The organism is Nocardia sp. JCM 38205, assembly GCF_058222935.1.
In genome coordinates this window covers 62,988-79,422 of record NZ_JBYHFL010000006.1, presented here as the reverse complement: position 1 = coordinate 79,422, position 16,435 = coordinate 62,988, and the positions used below count along the sequence as shown (strand labels likewise).

General features: G+C 69.6%; 16 protein-coding genes. 9 read left to right on the top strand and 7 right to left on the bottom strand.

The window, feature by feature from the left end:
- Nucleotides 1-129 precede the first annotated feature (129 nt).
- From AC4HOU_RS22035 to AC4HOU_RS22020, 4 genes are all read left to right on the top strand, one after another.
- Complete coding sequence (locus tag AC4HOU_RS22035; RefSeq protein ID WP_163815352.1) at nt 130-999, top strand: NAD(P)-dependent oxidoreductase; 870 nt, start codon at nt 130-132, stop codon at nt 997-999.
- 168 nt (nt 1,000-1,167) lie between these two features.
- A complete protein-coding gene (gene gdhA / locus AC4HOU_RS22030; protein ID WP_163815350.1) occupies nt 1,168-2,517 on the top strand; it encodes an NADP-specific glutamate dehydrogenase in 1,350 nt (449 codons plus the stop codon).
- Nucleotides 2,518-2,573: 56 nt separating this feature from the next.
- The gene (locus tag AC4HOU_RS22025) at nt 2,574-3,431 is read left to right on the top strand and encodes an NAD-dependent protein deacetylase (RefSeq protein ID WP_490725106.1); all 858 of its coding nucleotides are present in this window, start codon (nt 2,574-2,576) and stop codon (nt 3,429-3,431) included.
- A 40-nt stretch (nt 3,432-3,471) separates the two neighbouring features.
- Nucleotides 3,472-4,266, top strand: a complete 795-nt coding sequence (locus AC4HOU_RS22020; protein WP_490725105.1) for a DUF72 domain-containing protein — start codon at nt 3,472-3,474, stop codon at nt 4,264-4,266.
- Between the two features lie 144 nt (nt 4,267-4,410).
- On the opposite strand, the gene AC4HOU_RS22015 is transcribed toward AC4HOU_RS22020, so the two are convergent.
- The 3 genes from AC4HOU_RS22015 to AC4HOU_RS22005 all read right to left on the bottom strand — a co-directional run bounded on the left by AC4HOU_RS22015 (nt 4,411) and on the right by AC4HOU_RS22005 (nt 6,633).
- Complete coding sequence (locus AC4HOU_RS22015; RefSeq protein ID WP_490725104.1) at nt 4,411-4,782, bottom strand: hypothetical protein; 372 nt, start codon at nt 4,780-4,782, stop codon at nt 4,411-4,413.
- Between the two features lie 209 nt (nt 4,783-4,991).
- Complete coding sequence (locus AC4HOU_RS22010; RefSeq protein WP_490725103.1) at nt 4,992-5,768, bottom strand: SMI1/KNR4 family protein; 777 nt, start codon at nt 5,766-5,768, stop codon at nt 4,992-4,994.
- A 64-nt stretch (nt 5,769-5,832) separates the two neighbouring features.
- Nucleotides 5,833-6,633 carry an ankyrin repeat domain-containing protein gene (locus AC4HOU_RS22005; RefSeq protein ID WP_490725102.1) on the bottom strand — a complete coding sequence of 267 codons (801 nt, stop codon included), beginning with the start codon at nt 6,631-6,633 and terminating at the stop codon, nt 5,833-5,835.
- A gap of 134 nt (nt 6,634-6,767) precedes the next feature.
- On the opposite strand from AC4HOU_RS22005, the gene AC4HOU_RS22000 reads away from it, so the two are divergent.
- The gene (locus tag AC4HOU_RS22000; protein WP_490725101.1) at nt 6,768-7,277 is read left to right on the top strand and encodes a nucleoside deaminase; all 510 of its coding nucleotides are present in this window, start codon (nt 6,768-6,770) and stop codon (nt 7,275-7,277) included.
- Nucleotides 7,278-7,298: 21 nt separating this feature from the next.
- Here the strand turns inward: AC4HOU_RS22000 and AC4HOU_RS21995 are convergent, their stop codons facing one another.
- A complete protein-coding gene (locus tag AC4HOU_RS21995; protein WP_490725100.1) occupies nt 7,299-7,961 on the bottom strand; it encodes a GntR family transcriptional regulator in 663 nt (220 codons plus the stop codon).
- 58 nt (nt 7,962-8,019) lie between these two features.
- Nucleotides 8,020-9,732 carry a cation:proton antiporter gene (locus AC4HOU_RS21990; protein ID WP_490725099.1) on the bottom strand — a complete coding sequence of 571 codons (1,713 nt, stop codon included), beginning with the start codon at nt 9,730-9,732 and terminating at the stop codon, nt 8,020-8,022.
- 115 nt (nt 9,733-9,847) lie between these two features.
- On the opposite strand from AC4HOU_RS21990, the gene AC4HOU_RS21985 reads away from it, so the two are divergent.
- Nucleotides 9,848-12,091, top strand: coding sequence for a glycoside hydrolase family 3 C-terminal domain-containing protein (locus AC4HOU_RS21985; protein WP_490725098.1), 2,244 nt, complete (start codon nt 9,848-9,850; stop codon nt 12,089-12,091).
- 181 nt (nt 12,092-12,272) lie between these two features.
- Here the strand turns inward: AC4HOU_RS21985 and AC4HOU_RS21980 are convergent, their stop codons facing one another.
- The gene (locus tag AC4HOU_RS21980) at nt 12,273-12,968 is read right to left on the bottom strand and encodes a methyltransferase domain-containing protein (RefSeq protein ID WP_490725097.1); all 696 of its coding nucleotides are present in this window, start codon (nt 12,966-12,968) and stop codon (nt 12,273-12,275) included.
- Between AC4HOU_RS21980 and AC4HOU_RS21975 the strand changes: the two genes are divergently transcribed.
- Nucleotides 12,967-13,398 (top strand): MerR family transcriptional regulator, encoded by a 432-nt coding sequence (locus AC4HOU_RS21975; RefSeq protein ID WP_228815371.1) that lies wholly within the window; start codon nt 12,967-12,969, stop codon nt 13,396-13,398. The two genes, AC4HOU_RS21980 and AC4HOU_RS21975, sit on opposite strands and share 2 nt — an antisense overlap.
- Before the next feature lie 30 nt (nt 13,399-13,428).
- Here the strand turns inward: AC4HOU_RS21975 and AC4HOU_RS21970 are convergent, their stop codons facing one another.
- Nucleotides 13,429-13,938, bottom strand: coding sequence for a MarR family winged helix-turn-helix transcriptional regulator (locus AC4HOU_RS21970; protein WP_194990949.1), 510 nt, complete (start codon nt 13,936-13,938; stop codon nt 13,429-13,431).
- Between the two features lie 93 nt (nt 13,939-14,031).
- Here AC4HOU_RS21970 and AC4HOU_RS21965 point away from each other — a divergent pair, with 93 nt between their 5' ends.
- Together AC4HOU_RS21965 and AC4HOU_RS21960 are read left to right on the top strand one after the other, a co-directional pair.
- Complete coding sequence (locus tag AC4HOU_RS21965) at nt 14,032-14,463, top strand: nuclear transport factor 2 family protein (protein ID WP_163815325.1); 432 nt, start codon at nt 14,032-14,034, stop codon at nt 14,461-14,463.
- 112 nt (nt 14,464-14,575) lie between these two features.
- Entirely contained in the window at nt 14,576-16,306 is a 1,731-nt protein-coding gene (locus AC4HOU_RS21960) for an FAD-dependent oxidoreductase (protein WP_490725096.1), read from the top strand.
- The last annotated feature ends 129 nt before the right edge of the window (nt 16,307-16,435 follow it).

Sequence of the window (16,435 nt, the reverse complement as noted above, 5' to 3'; positions counted from 1 at the left end):
CTACCTGTTCACACACGGTGTGGTAAGTACCCGACCAAATAGTAGGTACTTGTCGGGTCTTCCGGTACACCGCAGTGTTGGGGCATGCGGCGCGCATCGGCGCGCTACCGAACCCAGGAGATGTCTTCCATGCCCGACACCACCCCCGCACCGGTCACCGTCCTCGGCCTCGGCGCCATGGGCCGAGCCTTCGCCGCCACGTTACTCAAAGGTGGCCGGTCCGTGACGGTCTGGAACCGCACGCCAGGCAAGGACGGCGAGCTCGTCGCCGCCGGTGCGAGCAGTGCCGCCGCGCTCACCGACGCGGTTGCCGCGAGTCCGGTGATCATCGTGCTGCTGCTCGACCACGCCTCGGTGCACGCCACCCTCGACCCGGTGGCCGAACAGCTGTCCGGTCGCGCGGTGATCAATCTGACCAGCACGACGCCCGAGGAGTCGCGGGCGTCGGCCGAGTGGGCCGCCGCCCGCGGCATCGACTACCTCGACGGCGGCATCATGGCCGTCCCGCCGATGATCGGGCAGCCCGGCGCGTCCATCCTCTACAGCGGCGCACAGACGGTCTTCGACGAGCACCGCGCGATGCTGGAACTGCTGGCCTCGGCCGAATACTTCGGTACCGACGCCGGGCTGGCCTCGACCCTGGACTTCGCGCTGCTGGCGGCGATGTACGGGATGTTCGGCGGCTTCTTCAACGGTGTGGCGATGACGCGCTCGGTCGGTGTGTCGGCCCAGGCCTACGCCGAACGCGCGGCCGCGTGGGTGGCGGCGATGGCGCAGCTGCTGCCCGACTACGGAAAACTCATCGACACCGGCGATTACCGCGATGGCGTGCAGGGCATCGCATTCCACAAGTCCGCCATCGACGCGATCGTGCGTGCCACCCGCGATGCCGGCGCCGCCCCGGATTTCCTGGCGCCGATGCAGCATCTGCTCGACCGTCAGATCGCCGAGGGCAATGGCGCACTGGCCTTCGAGCGCACGGTCGAAGAAATCGCCTGACCCCGGCCCCGGGCGACGGGCCTGCGCGGCGGCCGGTGGCGGCTGACCGGGACGTGTGGTCCGGGCCTCACCGCCGGTGCGGTTAGCGTGTGAGGTTCGGCCGGTCGTATCCGGCGGTGACCGGAGGGTCCGGCCGAGCAGGCAACGACGACGACAAGGAGTCCGCGGGTGGCTGTCCTGGACGCGAAGCTGAGCGACATCTACGACGAGGTGTTGCGCCGCAACCCCGGCGAAACCGAGTTCCATCAGGCTGTGCACGAGGTACTCGACAGCCTCGGCCCCGTGGTCGCCAAGCATCCGCACTATGCCGACGCCGCGGTGATCCGCCGGCTGTGTGAACCCGAACGCCAGATCATCTTCCGGGTGCCGTGGGTCGACGATTCCGGCGCGGTACAGATCAACCGCGGGTTCCGGGTCGAGTTCAACTCCGCGCTCGGCCCCTACAAGGGCGGGTTGCGGTTTCATCCGTCGGTGTATCTGGGGATCGTGAAGTTCCTCGGCTTCGAGCAGATCTTCAAGAACTCGCTGACGGGGCTGCCCATCGGCGGCGGTAAGGGCGGTTCGGATTTCGACCCGAAGGGCCGTTCCGAGGGCGAGGTGATGCGGTTCTGTCAGGCGTTCATGACCGAGCTGTACCGCCACCTCGGTGAGCACACCGACGTCCCCGCCGGCGACACCGGCGTTGGTGGTCGCGAAATCGGTTACCTGTTCGGTCAATACAAGCGCATCACCAACCGCTACGAGTCCGGTGTGCTCACCGGAAAAGGCTTGACCTGGGGCGGATCCCAGGTCCGGCGGGAAGCCACCGGGTACGGCGCGGTGTTCTTCGTCAACGAGATCCTGGCCGCGGCCGGCCGTTCGCTGGAGGGGCAGCGGGTGGTGGTGTCGGGTTCGGGCAATGTCGCGATCTATGCCATCGAGAAGATCCACGAACTGGGCGGCATCGTGGTGGCGTGCTCGGATTCGAGTGGCTATGTCGTCGACGAGCACGGCATCGACTTGGAGTTGCTCAAGGAGATCAAGGAGGTACGCCGGGCAAGGATCGCCGATTACGCCGAGGCCAGGCCGGGTGCGGCGCGTTTCGTGGCCGGCGGCTCGCTGTGGGAGGTGCCCTGCGATATCGCGTTGCCGTGCGCCACCCAGAACGAACTCGACGGTGTCGCCGCGGGCAAGCTCATCGCCAACGGCTGCCATATCGTCGCCGAGGGCGCCAATATGCCGTGCACGCCGGAGGCGGTGAAACTGTTCGGCGCGGCCGGGGTGACCTTCGCGCCGGGGAAAGCCGCGAACGCGGGCGGGGTGGCCACCAGTGCGCTGGAGATGCAGCAGAACGCCTCGCGCGATTCCTGGAGTTTCGAACACACCGAGCAGCGGTTGGCCGAGATCATGCGCGGCATCCATGACCGCTGCCTGGCCACCGCCGACGAATACGGCATGCCGGGCAACTATGTGGCCGGTGCCAATATCGGCGGTTTCATCCAGGTCGCCGATGCGATGCTGGCGCTCGGGGTGATCTGAGCGCCGTCTCGGCCGCGGGCGCCAAGGGCTCGGCGGTGGGTCCGTACCCTGGGTGCATGCCCGATCACACCGCCGGGCGGGCCGAGATCGAGCGGCTCGCGCAGATGATCACCGGCCGCCGGGTCGCGGTGCTGACCGGGGCCGGGATGTCCACCGACAGCGGGATCCCGGACTACCGCGGCCCCGGCTCCCCGCCCCGCACCCCGATGACCTTCCAGCAGTTCATCGGCGACGCCGCGTTCCGGCAACGATATTGGGCGCGCAACCATGTGGGCTGGCGGCGCATGGACGCCGCGCGCCCCAACCCCGGCCATCGCGCGCTGGCCCGGCTCGAACGCCTCGGTGTGGTGAGCGGGTTGATCACCCAGAACGTCGACCTGCTGCACACCAAGGCCGGCCATCGCCGGGTGATCGACCTGCACGGCACCTACGCGCGGGTGCGCTGCCTGAGCTGTGATCATCTGGTGTCGCGGATGTCGCTGGCGGATCGGCTCGAGGCCGCCAATCCGGGGTTCGCCGACGCCGCCGACGCCACCGGTGTGGAGGTGGCGCCCGACGCCGACGCGGTGATCGCCGATACCGCCGCGTTCCGCATGGTGGATTGTGTGCGATGCGGCGGCATCCTCAAACCCGACATCGTCTATTTCGGGGAGAACGTGCCCAAGCAGCGGGTGCGCGCGGCCTATGACGTGGTCGACGACGCCGAGGTGCTGCTGGTGGCCGGTTCGTCGCTGACGGTGATGTCGGGGCTGCGGTTCGTGCGCCACGCCGCGAAATCGGGGACGCCGGTGATCATCGTCAATCGTGGGCGCACCCGCGGCGACGAACTGGCCACCCACACCGTCGATGCCGGATGTTCGCCGACGCTGAGCGCGCTGGCCGACCACCTCGCGGCGCGGGTCGCGGTGGCCTGAGCGGCTGCGTCACCGGCCGGTGAGCGGGTACGCCCCGGGTATGACGTTGTTGGTGGGCACCTCCGGGTGGCAGTACCGCGACTGGCGCGGGGTGCTGTATCCGCAGGGGGTGCCGCAACGGCTGTGGCTCGAGCAGTACACGCGGTCCTTCGCCACCGTCGAGCTCAACAATGCGTTCTACCGGCTACCCAGCGCCGAGACCTTCGCCTCCTGGCGGGCCCGCACTCCGGCGGGGTTCCGGATCGCGGTCAAGGCCAGCCGGTTCCTCACCCACATCAAACGGCTGCGCGAGCCCGAGGAACCGGTGGCGCGGCTGATGGGCCGGGCCGCGAGCCTGGGTGAGCGCCTCGGACCGATCCTGCTGCAACTGCCGCCGACCTTGCGCGCCGATCCCGCGCTGCTGGAGGCGTGTCTGCGGTGTTTTCCGGATGGCACGCGGGTGGCGGTCGAACCGCGCCACGAGTCCTGGTGGACCGAGGCGACCAGGCAGGTCCTCGAACGTCAGGGCGCGGCGCTGTGCTGGGCGGATGCGGGCGAGCAGGCGGTCACACCGCTGTGGCGCACCACCGATTGGGGCTATCTGCGCCTGCACCACGGCACCGCCGAGCCCTGGCCACGCTATCACCCCGGCACCCTGGCCGAGTGGGCGCGCCGCCTCACCGAGACCTGGCCGCGGTCGGCTGAGGTGGAGGTGTATTTCAACAACGACCCGGGCGGTGCGGCGATCTACGACGCAACCGTTCTCGCGCGCTCGGCGGCCGCGCTGGGCGCCGAGGTCACCCGCACACCGGATATCCGGCCCGCGACCGCACCACCTGCCGTCGGCGGGGCGTGACCGCAACACTTCAACCGGGGGTCGGCCGACCGGGCTGAACGCGCGCAGACACAGCCGACCGACAGCTGCAGCCGATGTCGCGTCCCGGTGCCGCCGACGCCCGGCCGGGCTGCACCGTCCCCCGGTCGGGCGTGCAGCGGGTCGTCAGTCTTCGGTCGGGAAGAACGACTCTCCATCCTCGGGGGCGCCGTCGATTTGTCCGCGGTGTTCGCCGACGGTTTCGTCGCTGTCGTCGGCGGGCAGCTGGTCGATGTCGTCGCCTTCGTCGATGGTGCCGGATTCCCCGGCGGTGGGTTCGCCCGGCTCGGTGGCGCCCAGGTCGGGTTCTTCTTCGGCCAGCCGTTGTCCGAGTGATTCGCCGGCGCGCTGTTCGGCGGGTGTCATGCCGAACTTGTCGGCGCCGGTCCAGTCCTCGGGCGGGTCGACCACGATGTCACCGTCGTCGTTGCGCACCTCGTCGGAGTCGAGGCTCTCGGTGGGGCCCAAGGTGTCGCCTGGTCCGGTTTCTGTAGCCATATGCGCCGGATGCCCGGACACCGGCCGGGCAAACAGCTCACCCGTGCGGGGCGATCTCGGTCTCGTCGGGCGACAGGCATGCTGTCGGCGGCGGCGCCCGGACGCACGACGACAGCAGCGGGTACGCCGGTGAGCGCGCGGATCGGGCAGCTTTACTCGCTCGGCGAGCAACCGCACCCGTGGTGCGCGGTCGGCGGCGACGAGCGTGCTCAGCTCGATGGCGGCCGGCGTCCGGTATCGGTGCGCGGCAGTAGGTCGAAGGCGGTGTCGACCACGACGTCGCCGAGCCCGGCGGCACGCAGATTTCCGCGTATGCGGTCCAGGTCGAGCGCGGGCAGCGGTGGAACGTGCGAGGCCGGGCCTGAATCGAGTTCGGGTTCGGGTTCGTCGTCGCCGACGCGCACGGTGACGGGGTAACCCGGATAGTGTTCGCCGATGAACGCTCGATAGGCGGCATCGTCGACCGGATCCCAGCGGTCGACGCCGGCGTGGCAGTCGAGTGCGAAAGTGCCGTCTTCGAATCCCCGCACGATCGTGAACAGCCAGGCTTCCAGCCCGGGATGGGTGATAGAGCGGTATTCGCTGTCGTGGCTGAACTCGACGATCTGGCCGGCAACGCCATCGAAGGCGCCGGCGAGATCGACGCAGACGCAATCGCCCCAGCCGTTGTCCAGGAACGGGATCCAGTCCGGGCCCCACCACTCGGCCATGTCGTCGTTGTCGACCAACCACGCCATATCTGCCAGGGTGGACTCGATACTGTCGGTGGACATCAGCGACCACGTACCCAGCAGTGCGCCGCGATGGTCGGCGCCTTCACCGTCGTGCCAGCCGAGGAGTTCACGCAGCAGCGGCGGGAACCGGCCCTCGAACCGGGCGGCGAGGGCATCGATGGCGTCCGCGGACGCGCCGGGCCGCAACCCGGCTCGATAGGCGGGGCGGTTGAGCATGAGCCATCGGTCCAGTCGGGTGAGCAGCGGATGCATGACGCCGAAACTACCGCCGCACTGCGTGATTCGCGCATCGCGCCTGCCTCCGGGCTGTGAGTTGTCAGCTGTCGGCGCGGAGCAGGGCGGCGATCTCGGCCTGTCCGCGCGCGAGCGCGTTGTCGAGGGCGGTGTTGCCGTCGCTGTCCCGGATGTTCGGATCGGCGCCCGCGGCGAGCAGATCGGTGACGACCTGCTGGTAGCGGCTGCTGCCGTCGCCGTAGACGATCGCTTCCTGTAGCGCGGTCCAGCCCGGGGTGTTGAGGTGGTTCACCGCCACGCCGGCCTCGATGAGCCTGCGCACCGTGGTGACCGAACCGTGTTCGGCGGCCGGGATGAGCGCCGTGCCGCCGTAGCGGTTGACGCTGGTCAGGTCGGCGCCATGAGCGAGGGTGAGGTCGAGGATGGAGTCGAGTCCTTCGGCGCCGGCATACAGGTAGGCCGAATCCTGCAGGGCGTCCACGGCGTTCACGTCGGCCCCGGCCTCGATGAGTGCGCGGGCGGCGTCGGTGGCACGGTTCTTGGTGGCCTCGATCAGGGGCGTGCGCTCGTGTGGTCCGCGGGCTTCGATATCGGCGCCGCGGGCCAGCAGCTCGCGCACTCGGGTCGCGGCATCGGCGGCGGCCGCGGCGAACAGATCGTCGTCGAGGGCCGGGTCGTGCGGCGGGGTCGCCGGGGCGGTGCCCGGGTTCGGTTCGATCGAGGCCGGTGCGCCGGCGGATGCGGGCACGGGAGTCGAGACCGAGGTCTGCGTGGGCGCCGGGTCAGCGGTGCACGCCACGGTAGCCGTCAGGATCGCCGCCGACGCCGCGAGGGTGACGCTCGCCGGCAGCGAACGTCGTCTGCTCGAATGGTTGCGGGTCATCGCCGACTCCTCAGATTTGGTATACCAACGATGGTCGACTCGTTGCGGGAGTTTGTCCAGATGAAGACCGGAACTGTGGTTACCGACACCAAGGAGGCGACTTGTTGGTATACCAGAGTTGGTATCGTGGGGATATGAGCCAATCAGGCGAGGGCTACCAGATCACCGATCAGGACCGGCAGCATCTGCGCCGATGCGTCGACCTGGCCCGTACCGCGCTCCAGGACGGTGACGAGCCGTTCGGGTCGATCCTGGTCGACGCCGAGGGCGCGATCCGGTTCGAAGCCCGCAACCGCATCGTCACCGGGGAACCGACCCAGCATCCGGAGTTCGAGATCGCCCGCTGGGCCGGGATCCACCTGCCGCCCGAACAGCGCGCGAGCGCCGTCATCTACACCTCCGGCGAACACTGCCCGATGTGCAGTGCCGCGCACGCCTGGGCCGGTCTCGGTCGCATCGTGTACGCGGTCGGCTCCGAACAGCTCGGCCGCTGGCAGCGCGAATGGGGTCTGCCACCCGGGCCGGTGGCCGCGCTCCCCATCACCGCCGTCGCGCCGACGGTGCCGGTCGCGGGGCCGGAACCCGGCCTCGAAGCCGAGATCAAGGAGCTGCACCAGCACATGGCCGCACGGCTGCGCGGCTGACCGCGATCGCGCGGGCCGGTGTCAGTCCGCGCCGTCGCGGATATCGGCGGCGTCGCGTTGCGCGGCGAGGGCGCGGCTGGTGTCGATGTGGGCGGCGGCCAACGCCTCGACGCGGGCCAGATCACGGTTGGCGATGGCGTCGAAGAGCTGCTGGTGTTCGCGGGCCACGGTGGTCAGATCGTCGTGGCGGCCCAGCAGCCAGCGCATCCGGCTGCGCAGCCCGGCCTGCAGTTCGCCGAGCAGTTCGTTGCCCGTGAGCCGGATGACGGTTTCGTGGAAATCGGCGGCCGCCCGGCGCGCGGTGACGGCATCACCGGCGCGGGCGGCATCCCATTCGGCGTCGAGATCGCGGCGCAGTTCGTCGAGCCCGGCGCGGGTGGCGCGTTGCGCGGCGAGCCGGAAGGCCAGCACTTCGAACGCCGAGCGCACTTCGATCAAGTCGGCGATATCGGTGGCGCTGAACTGGCGCACCACGGCCCAACTGCGCGGGCGCGCCGTCACCAATCCCTCTGTCACCAGCGCTTTGAGTGCTTCCCGCACGGGCAGCCGGGAGACACCGAGTTCGGCCGCGAGTTCGCGTTCGACCAACTTGGATCCTGGTGCCCGCACACCGTCGAGGATCTGATCCCGCAGGATCCGGGTGACCCGTTCGGATTCGGAGGCGAACCCAGCCGACGCACTCATCACCGCATTCTCGCATCCCCTCGCCCACATTTGGTATCCCACCTGCGTCGGGGGTGGGTCAACGCCCGGGACGTCCCAGCTGCTGCAGGCGGGCTTCGTCGAAGTCGAGCATGTACTGGCAGCGGGCCAGCGCCTTGGCGCCGAAACGTTCGCCGTCACGGGCGCGCAGCAGCGCCGTCCGCTGCGCACCCAGTACCCGCAGCCGCAGCTGCCGGTACTGTTCGCGCGGGTCGGGACCGTCGGCAGGCAGATCCGCCTGCGCGGCCGAGCCCTTCCGGACGGTGTCGTCGCGAACCATTCCCACCAGGGCATCCGGGAACGGGTTGCCGTCGTCGTCGGCGAGACCGGGTGTGTCGAGGACGTGTTCGGCGGCCTCGGACAGCAGCGTCCGCAACTCGGCGAAGTCGTCGCGCAACCGCACCGGATCGTCGCCGGGTACGCGGACGAGGCGGATCACCGCGGGCAGGCTCAGCCCCTGCACCAGCAGCGTGGTGGTCGCGACGACGAACGCGATCAGCACCAGCTCCGACCGCATCGGGGTCTGCGCGGGCAGGGTTTGCGCCGCCGCGACGGTGACCGCGCCACGCATCCCGGACCAGGCCAGGACCGCTCCGCCGCGGGCACCGACGGTTTCGGTGAGCCGGAAGTCGACCGTGGCCGAGACCTTGCCGAAGCGGCGCAGCATCATCTGCAGGCGTTTGCTCTCCGGCGGCAGGCCGGTGTCGGCGATGCGCGCGCTGATCTGCTCGAGGCGCGGTTTGACTTCGGCGGCGCGGCGCTGGTCCAGCCGGAGAAAGGCCACCAGCGGCATGATGAACACCGCGCGGATCACCATCACCACCAGCGCGGCCAGCAGCCCGATACCGAAAGCTTGCGCGGCGCTGAGCTGTTCGCCGCGCACATCGTCGATCAGGCCGGACAGGCTCAGGCCCATGAGCAGAAAGATCGCACTTTCCAGCAGGAAGGCGACGGTGCGCCAGTTGGTGGCGTCGACGAGGCGGTCCTGGGCGCTGAGACGGCGTGGGCTCAGGTGCCCGCTGACCAACCCGGCGACGACGACGGCGAGCACGCCCGAGCCATGGAATTCCTCGGCCGGCAGGTAGGCCAGAAACGGGATCACGAACGACACCGCCGTGGTGGCCACCGGATCGTCGAGCATGGCCCGCGCCCGCACCCCGAGCCAACCGACCAGCAGTCCGGCGATCACCGCGACCACGACCGCGAGGACGAAATCGCCGAGCACCTGCCACAGCGACACCGTCGCCGCCAGCGCGGCCACCGCCGAGCGCAGCAGCACCAGTGCGGTCGCGTCGTTGACCAGCCCCTCCCCCTCCAGCATCGTCAGCAACCGCGACGGCAACCCGAGCCGTCGGCCCACCGAGGTCGCCGCGATCGGATCGGTCGGGCTGATCACCGCGCCGAGCGCGAACGCCGCCGGCCAGCCGATATCGGGCAGCAGCTGATGAAACAACCAGCCCGTGCCGAGGGTGGTGACCACGACCAGCAGCACCGCAAGGCCGGTGATGGGTTTGAGGTTGCGCCGGAAATCGACCGCAGGCATGTTCACCGCCGCCGAATACAGCAGCGGCGGCAGCACACCGGACAAGATGAGCTCGGGTTCGACCTGCGGATGCGGAATGCCCGGCACGAAACTGAGCGCGATACCGACCACCGCCAGACTCAGCGGCGCGGCCACGCCGAGCGTGTCGGAGAACGCCGCGACCACCACGATGGCGATGATGCCGACGACCACGACCAGGGTGATCTCCACGAACCCTCCTCAGCGCTGACGGCGTGTCCCGGTAGCACCGTACGACGTGGGCGGCGGCCGTGATTCGATGTCGGTGCAGCGTTTCCCTGACCGCGGCGACCGATCGGAGCTGACGATGACGGCAACTACGGGTATCAGCGAACTGTCCTTGGCCGAGAAGGCCGCCCTCGGCAGCGGCGCGGATTTCTGGACCACCAAGGCGGTGGGCCCGGTGCCGTCGATGCTGCTGACCGACGGCCCGCACGGGGTGCGCAGGCAGACCGGCGCCACCGACCATCTGGGGCTGGCCGCGAGCAGGCCCGCCACCTGTTTCCCGCCAGCGGTCGGGCTCGGGCAGAGCTGGGATGTGGCTCTGGTGCGCCGGGTCGGCGAAGCGCTGGGCCGGGAGGCGCGCGCCCTCGGGGTGGACGTGCTGCTGGGGCCGGGGATCAACATCAAACGGGATCCGCGCTGCGGGCGGGTGTTCGAGTACTACTCCGAGGATCCGCTGCTCACCGGTGTGCTGGGTGCGGCGTGGGTGCGGGGTGTGCAGAGCCAGGGGGTGGGCGCCTCGCTCAAACATTTCGCGGTCAACAATGCCGAACACGATCGGATGCGATCGAGCTCGGATGTGGACGCACGGCCGTTGCGGGAGATCTATCTGCGAGCCTTCGCCCATATCGTGCGCACCGCGCAGCCGTGGACGGTGATGTGTTCCTACAACCGGATCAACGGCGTCTACGCCGCGCAGAACCGGTGGCTGCTCACCGACGTGCTGCGCGATACCTGGGGTTTCGACGGGCTGGTTGTCAGCGACTGGGGTGCGGTGTCGGACCGGGTCGCCTCCGTCGCCGCGGGCCTGGATCTGCAGATGCCCGGCGGTGGCGGCGACCCGGACGCGCAGGTGGTGGCAGCGGTCGAATCCGGTGCGCTCGAGGTTGCCGCGGTCGATCGGGCCGCGCAGAAAGTGGCCGAGTTGGCGGCGAAGGTGCTCGCCGGGCGGGCTGCTGCCCCGGCGGCGCCGGATCCGGACGCACATCATCGGCTGGCTCGTGAGGTCGCCGCACGTTGTGTGGTGTTGTTGCGCAATGACGGTGAGCTGCTGCCGTTGCGTGCCGGGCAGTCGCTGGCGGTGATCGGCGAGTTCGCGCAGACCCCGCGCTACCAGGGTGGCGGCAGTTCGCATGTGAATCCGACCCGTGTGGATGTGCCGCTCGAGGAGATCGCTGCCGCGGCCGAGCCCGGGCAGGTGCGGTATGCGCGTGGATTCCGCACCGACACCAGCACACCCGATCCGGTGCTGGTGGCGGAGGCTGTCGCCGCGGCGCGTGCGGCCGAGGTGGCGGTGGTGTTTCTCGGGTTGGGCGCGGGCCAGGAATCGGAGGGCTTCGACCGCGAGGATATCGAGCTGCCCGCCGACCAGCTCGCCCTGCTGGCCGAGGTCGTGGCGGTTCAGCCGAAGACCGTGGTGGTGCTCTCCCACGGTGGGGTGCTGCGGTTGGCGCCGGTGGTCGAGCTCGCGCCGGCCATCGTCGACGGCGCCCTGCTCGGTCAGGCCGCGGGCGGCGCGCTCGCGGATGTGCTGTTCGGGCGGGTCAATCCCTCGGGCAGGCTCACCGAGACGGTGCCGCTGCGGCTTCAGGATGTGCCCGCGTATCTGAACTTCCCCGGCGAGAACTCCCACATCCGGTACGGCGAAGGTATTTTCGTCGGCTACCGCTGGTATGACGCGCGCGAGATGGCGGTGAGTTTCCCGTTCGGACACGGCCTGTCCTACACCAGCTTCACCTACTCGGACCTGGCGGTCGAGTCGAGCGCGAGCGGGCTCACCGTGGAGGTCACCATCACCAATACCGGTGACCGGCGCGGCCGTGAGGTCGTGCAGATCTACACCGCGCTGCCCGAATCGGCGGTCACCCGTCCGCCGCGCGAGCTCGGGGGCCATGCGGTCACCGATGAGCTGGAACCCGGTGCGAGCCAGCGGGTCTCGATTCCGATCGAGCGCGAGGCACTGGCCTACTGGGAGACCCGCACCGAGGCGTGGGTGGTGGAGGGCGGCACCTACCGGGTGATGGCCGGTGCGTCCAGCCGCGATATCCGCGCCACCGCCGACGTCGAGGTGCCCGGCGACGAGCTGCGCCTGCCGATCACCCGGCAGTCCACCCTCGGCGAGGTGCTGGCGAACCCGGCCGCGGCAGCGGTGCTGTCACAGATGTTCGCGGCGATGACCGGCGGCGGTGACGGTGACGGTCAAGCCCTCGGCGTCGACATGATGCGCATGCTCGCCTCCATCCCGCTGGACCGGCTCACCGGCTTCGGCATGTCCCCCGCCGACCTCGACGCCCTGCTGTCGGCCACCGACGACCACAGCCGACCGTGAGCCGTCGCCGTTCCCGCGACCCCGGCCACAGCCGACCGTGAGCCGTCGCGCCGTTCCGCGACCCCGGCCAGAGCCGAGCTGCACGAGGGGCTCTGTGACCGCCGCGCACGCCGCCGGGAGAAGGTGGCCGGCTTCGACGGGTCACCGCCGCGGTCTCGGGGCCGGCGCAGTCAGCAGGTCGCTATTTCCGCGCCGCGACGACGAACATCGGCACCGCGACGAAGATCCGGTTCGTGCGGGCGCGCTCGGCTTGCTCGGCGAGCCAGCTCTGCTCATCGGTGATGCGGCGCACCAGGGCGAGTGCGGTGTCGTCGGTGAACACGCTGGTGCGCACCTCGACGACCGGGTCGCTGAAACCGGCGTCGAGCAGCAGGTTGCGGTAGCGGCGGGCGATGCGCGGCGACGGCAGCGAGTCCGCCTTCGCGTGGACCAGCCGCCGGGTGGTCTCCGGCTGGTCGGAGTCGATGACCACCGTGTCCCAGTCCTGGCCGAGCAGCACGGCCCGCCCGCCCGGAGCGAGCACCCGGTGGGCCTCGGCGACGGCGCGCACCGGGTCGTCGACCGTGTGCAACACCTTGTCCGCGCGGTAGCCGGCCACCGACCCGGTGGCCAACGGCAGTTCGCAGGCATCGCCGACGTGGAACTCCCCGGCCGGCCAGCGCTCCCGGGCCACGGCGATCATCTCGGGGTCGGTATCGATCCCGACGGCGTGGCACCCACGCTCGGCCAGTTCGGCGACCGCGCGGCCACCGCCGCAGCCGACGTCGACCACGGTCCGGCCGGTGAGATCGCCGAGCAATGCGTAGGAACGTGCGCGCAGTTCCACAGACATCGGCTGCGCATCGATGGCGTCGAGGACATCAAGAAGAGTGGACATGCCCGCCATAATTCGACTTAATGTCGACATGAAGTCAAGTGTGCTGACGATCGGCCAGGTCGCCGACCGCTTCGGCCTGCCGACACACGTTCTGCGGCACTGGGAGTCGGTCGGCCTGCTGCATCCGGCCCGCGTCGCCGGCGACCGCCGCCGCTACACCGACGACGACCTCGTCCGGGTGGCGTCGATCATGATCGCGAAGCGGGCCGGCCTGCCGCTCGAGGACATCCGGGCGTTCCTCGCCGCCGCGGACCCGGCCGCCCGCAAGGACGTGCTGCAGCGCAACCACCGTGCGCTGCAGGCCAGGATGGCGGCACTGCGTTCGGCGCTGGATCTGCTCGAAGCCGGCATGAACTGCTCGCACGAGGACATCACGACCTGCCCGAACTACCGGGCCCACCTCGCAGCCGAGTCGACCCGAGGCCGATGACCGGCATGGTCGCCGCGCGGGAGGGTCCCGCTAGGTGATGTGCCCGCCCAGGGCATCGGCTGTGCGTGCGGTTGCGGCGAGGTGGGCGTTGACTCGCCCCAGCAGCGCGAACAGCTGTGCGCGTTCCTCGTGATCGAGTGGGGTCATGATCTGTTCGTTGACCGTGTCGAGGACGCGGTCGAGTTCGGCGAGGCGTTGTTCGCCGGCTGCGGTGATGGTGATGACGTTGCGGCGTTTATCGGCCGGGTCCGGGGCGCGGCGCACCCATCGGCCCTCTTCGAGGTCGTTGAGTACCGAGACGAGGTCACTCTTGTAGACGCTGGTTCGCTCCGACAGCGTCGCCTGGCTCGCCGGCCCGAATTCGGCGAGCGCGGCCAGCACCACGAAGTGATCCTTGCGCGCCCCCGTGGCCCGTAACGCCTCGCGCGACAGGCGCGTCATCTGGGCCGCCGTCATCGAGGTCAGGCGTGAGAGCTGCTTTTTCAGCCGCGCCGGAGTGGACTCGCCGCGGTCGAAGCGCATCTCCTCATCGGTGTCCATGCACCGAGCCTACCCCTTGCGTTAGTGCCACTAACGACCTACATTCATTCGTGGCACTAACGTTAGTGCTCCGAACAGATTGTAGGAGTTCCCATGACCCCCACCGAATCCCTGATCCGTACCCTCGCCGACCGCGCCGAGCTGGCCGATCTCGTTGCCCGCCACAGCCTCTGGATCGACGAGGGCTTGGCCGACACCGACCGCATCTTCACCGACGACGTCGTGGTGCGCTCCATTCGCGGGCAAGCCAAGGGCATCGACGCCCTCGAAGCTCTCGCCCGCGCAGGGCACGACACCTACACGCGCACCCTGCACAACAAGTCCAACCTCGTCATCGAGATCGACGGCGACACCGCGACTGTGCGCGCGCACGACGTGGCCGTCTTCGTCATCGACGACAGCACCGCGGCCGTCGCGGCCGGTATCGGCCGCTACCGAGCTCGCCGCACCTCGGCGGGCTGGCGCTTCGACGCACTCGACATCACCCCGGTCGCGCTGACCGACGCGCTGCCACGCACCCTGTAACCCGCCCGACTGGCCGAATATCTCGATTTTGTGGCCGCCAGTCGTTGCTGTCGGCGTCGCGCACCGCTCTACGCTCGAACAACAGGTCAACGGTGATGGAGGACACAGGCAGATGGCGTTCGACTACGACGTGCTGGTGATCGGTTCGGGATTCGGCGGCAGCGTGTCCGCGCTCCGGCTGACCGAGAAGGGCTACCGGGTCGGCGTGCTCGAGGCCGGACGCCGCTTCGCCGACGACGAATTCGCCGCGACGTCGTGGCGGGCACGGCAATTCTTGTGGGCGCCACGGCTGGGCTGCTTCGGCATCCAGCGGCTGACGTTGCTGAAGAACACCTTCATCATGAGCGGCGCCGGTGTCGGCGGCGGCTCGCTGGTGTACGCCAACACCCTCTACGAGCCGCCTGCGGCGTTCTACGCCGACAAGCAGTGGGCCGGTATCACCGACTGGCGCGCCGAACTGGCACCGCACTACGACCAGGCCAAACGCATGCTCGGCGTCACCACCAACCCGGCCACCACCCCCAGTGACCGGATCCTGCGTGAAGTCGCCGACGAACTCGGCGTCGGCGACACCTACCGCCAGACCCCGGTGGGTGTGCTGTTCGGCGGCGCCGGGGCCCGGCCCGGCCAGGAGGTGCCCGACCCGTTCTTCGGTGGTGTCGGCCCCGCGCGGCGCACCTGCACCCACTGCGGCGAATGCATGACCGGATGCCGCCACAACGCCAAGAACACCCTGGTCAAGAACTACCTGTATCTGGCCGAGCGGGCGGGTGCGCGCGTGCATCCGCTGACCACGGTGGTGGATGTGCGGCCCCGCCCCGGCGGCGGCTACGAGGTGCACACCCGCCGCACCGGACGCTGGGCTCGCACGGGAGCGCGCGTGTTCACCGCCGAACAGGTGGTGTTCTCCGCGGCCGCGCTCGGCACCCAGAAACTGCTGCACCGGCTGCGGGATCGCGGCTCGCTGCCCCACATCTCGCCGCGGCTCGGCTATCTGTCGCGCACCAATTCCGAGGAGCTGCTGTCGGTGCGCAGCCGCCGCCGCGACGCCGATTTCACCAAGGGCGTCGCGATCACCTCCTCGATCCATCCCGACGAGCACACCCATATCGAACCGGTGCGCTACGGCAAAGGCAGTAATGCGCTGGCGCTGATCACCACCGCGATGGTCGGCGACGATGGCGTGCGCCCGCGCTGGCGTCAGTACCTGCATCAGCTGCGGCGCAATCGCCGCGACCTGGTGCACATGCACAATCCGCACCGCTGGTCCGAGCAGATGATCGGGCTGCTGGTGATGCAGTCGGTGGACAACTCCATCACCACCTACACCACCCGCGGCGTGTTCGGCCGCAAGATGACGACCAAACAGGGCGAAGGCGAACCCAATCCCACCTGGATCCCGATCGGCCACGAGGTCGCCGAACGCGTCGCCGACAAGATCGACGGCTTCCCCACCGGCGCCACCAGCAGCATCGTCAATATCCCGGCGACCGGCCATTTCATCGGCGGCTGCGCCATCGGCGACTCCCCCGCCACCGGCGTCGTCGACCCGTACCACCGCCTCTACGGCCATCCCGGCCTGCACGTCATCGACGGCTCGACCATCTCGGCCAACCTCGGGGTCAACCCGTCGCTGACCATCACCGCCCAAGCCGAACGCGCGATCGCCCTGTGGCCCAACAAGGGTGAGCCGGATCTACGGCCCGAACTCGGCGCACCGTATCGGCGGCTGGCGCCCATCGCACCGGCCGCTCCGGTGGTGCCTGCCACCGCCCCTGCCGCTTTGCGGTTGCCGATCGTCGAGATCTCCGGCGGCCAGCCGCTGGTCGAACACGACAACTGACCGCACACCACGCGATCTCGACCGGTTCGCGACAACGTCGTCGCGTCGGTCACCGAGCCGGTCGCGTCGGATCGCGTCGGCGCGGCCCCTCCTGAACGGGCCGCGCGAGGACGCTGCCCGTGAACGCTC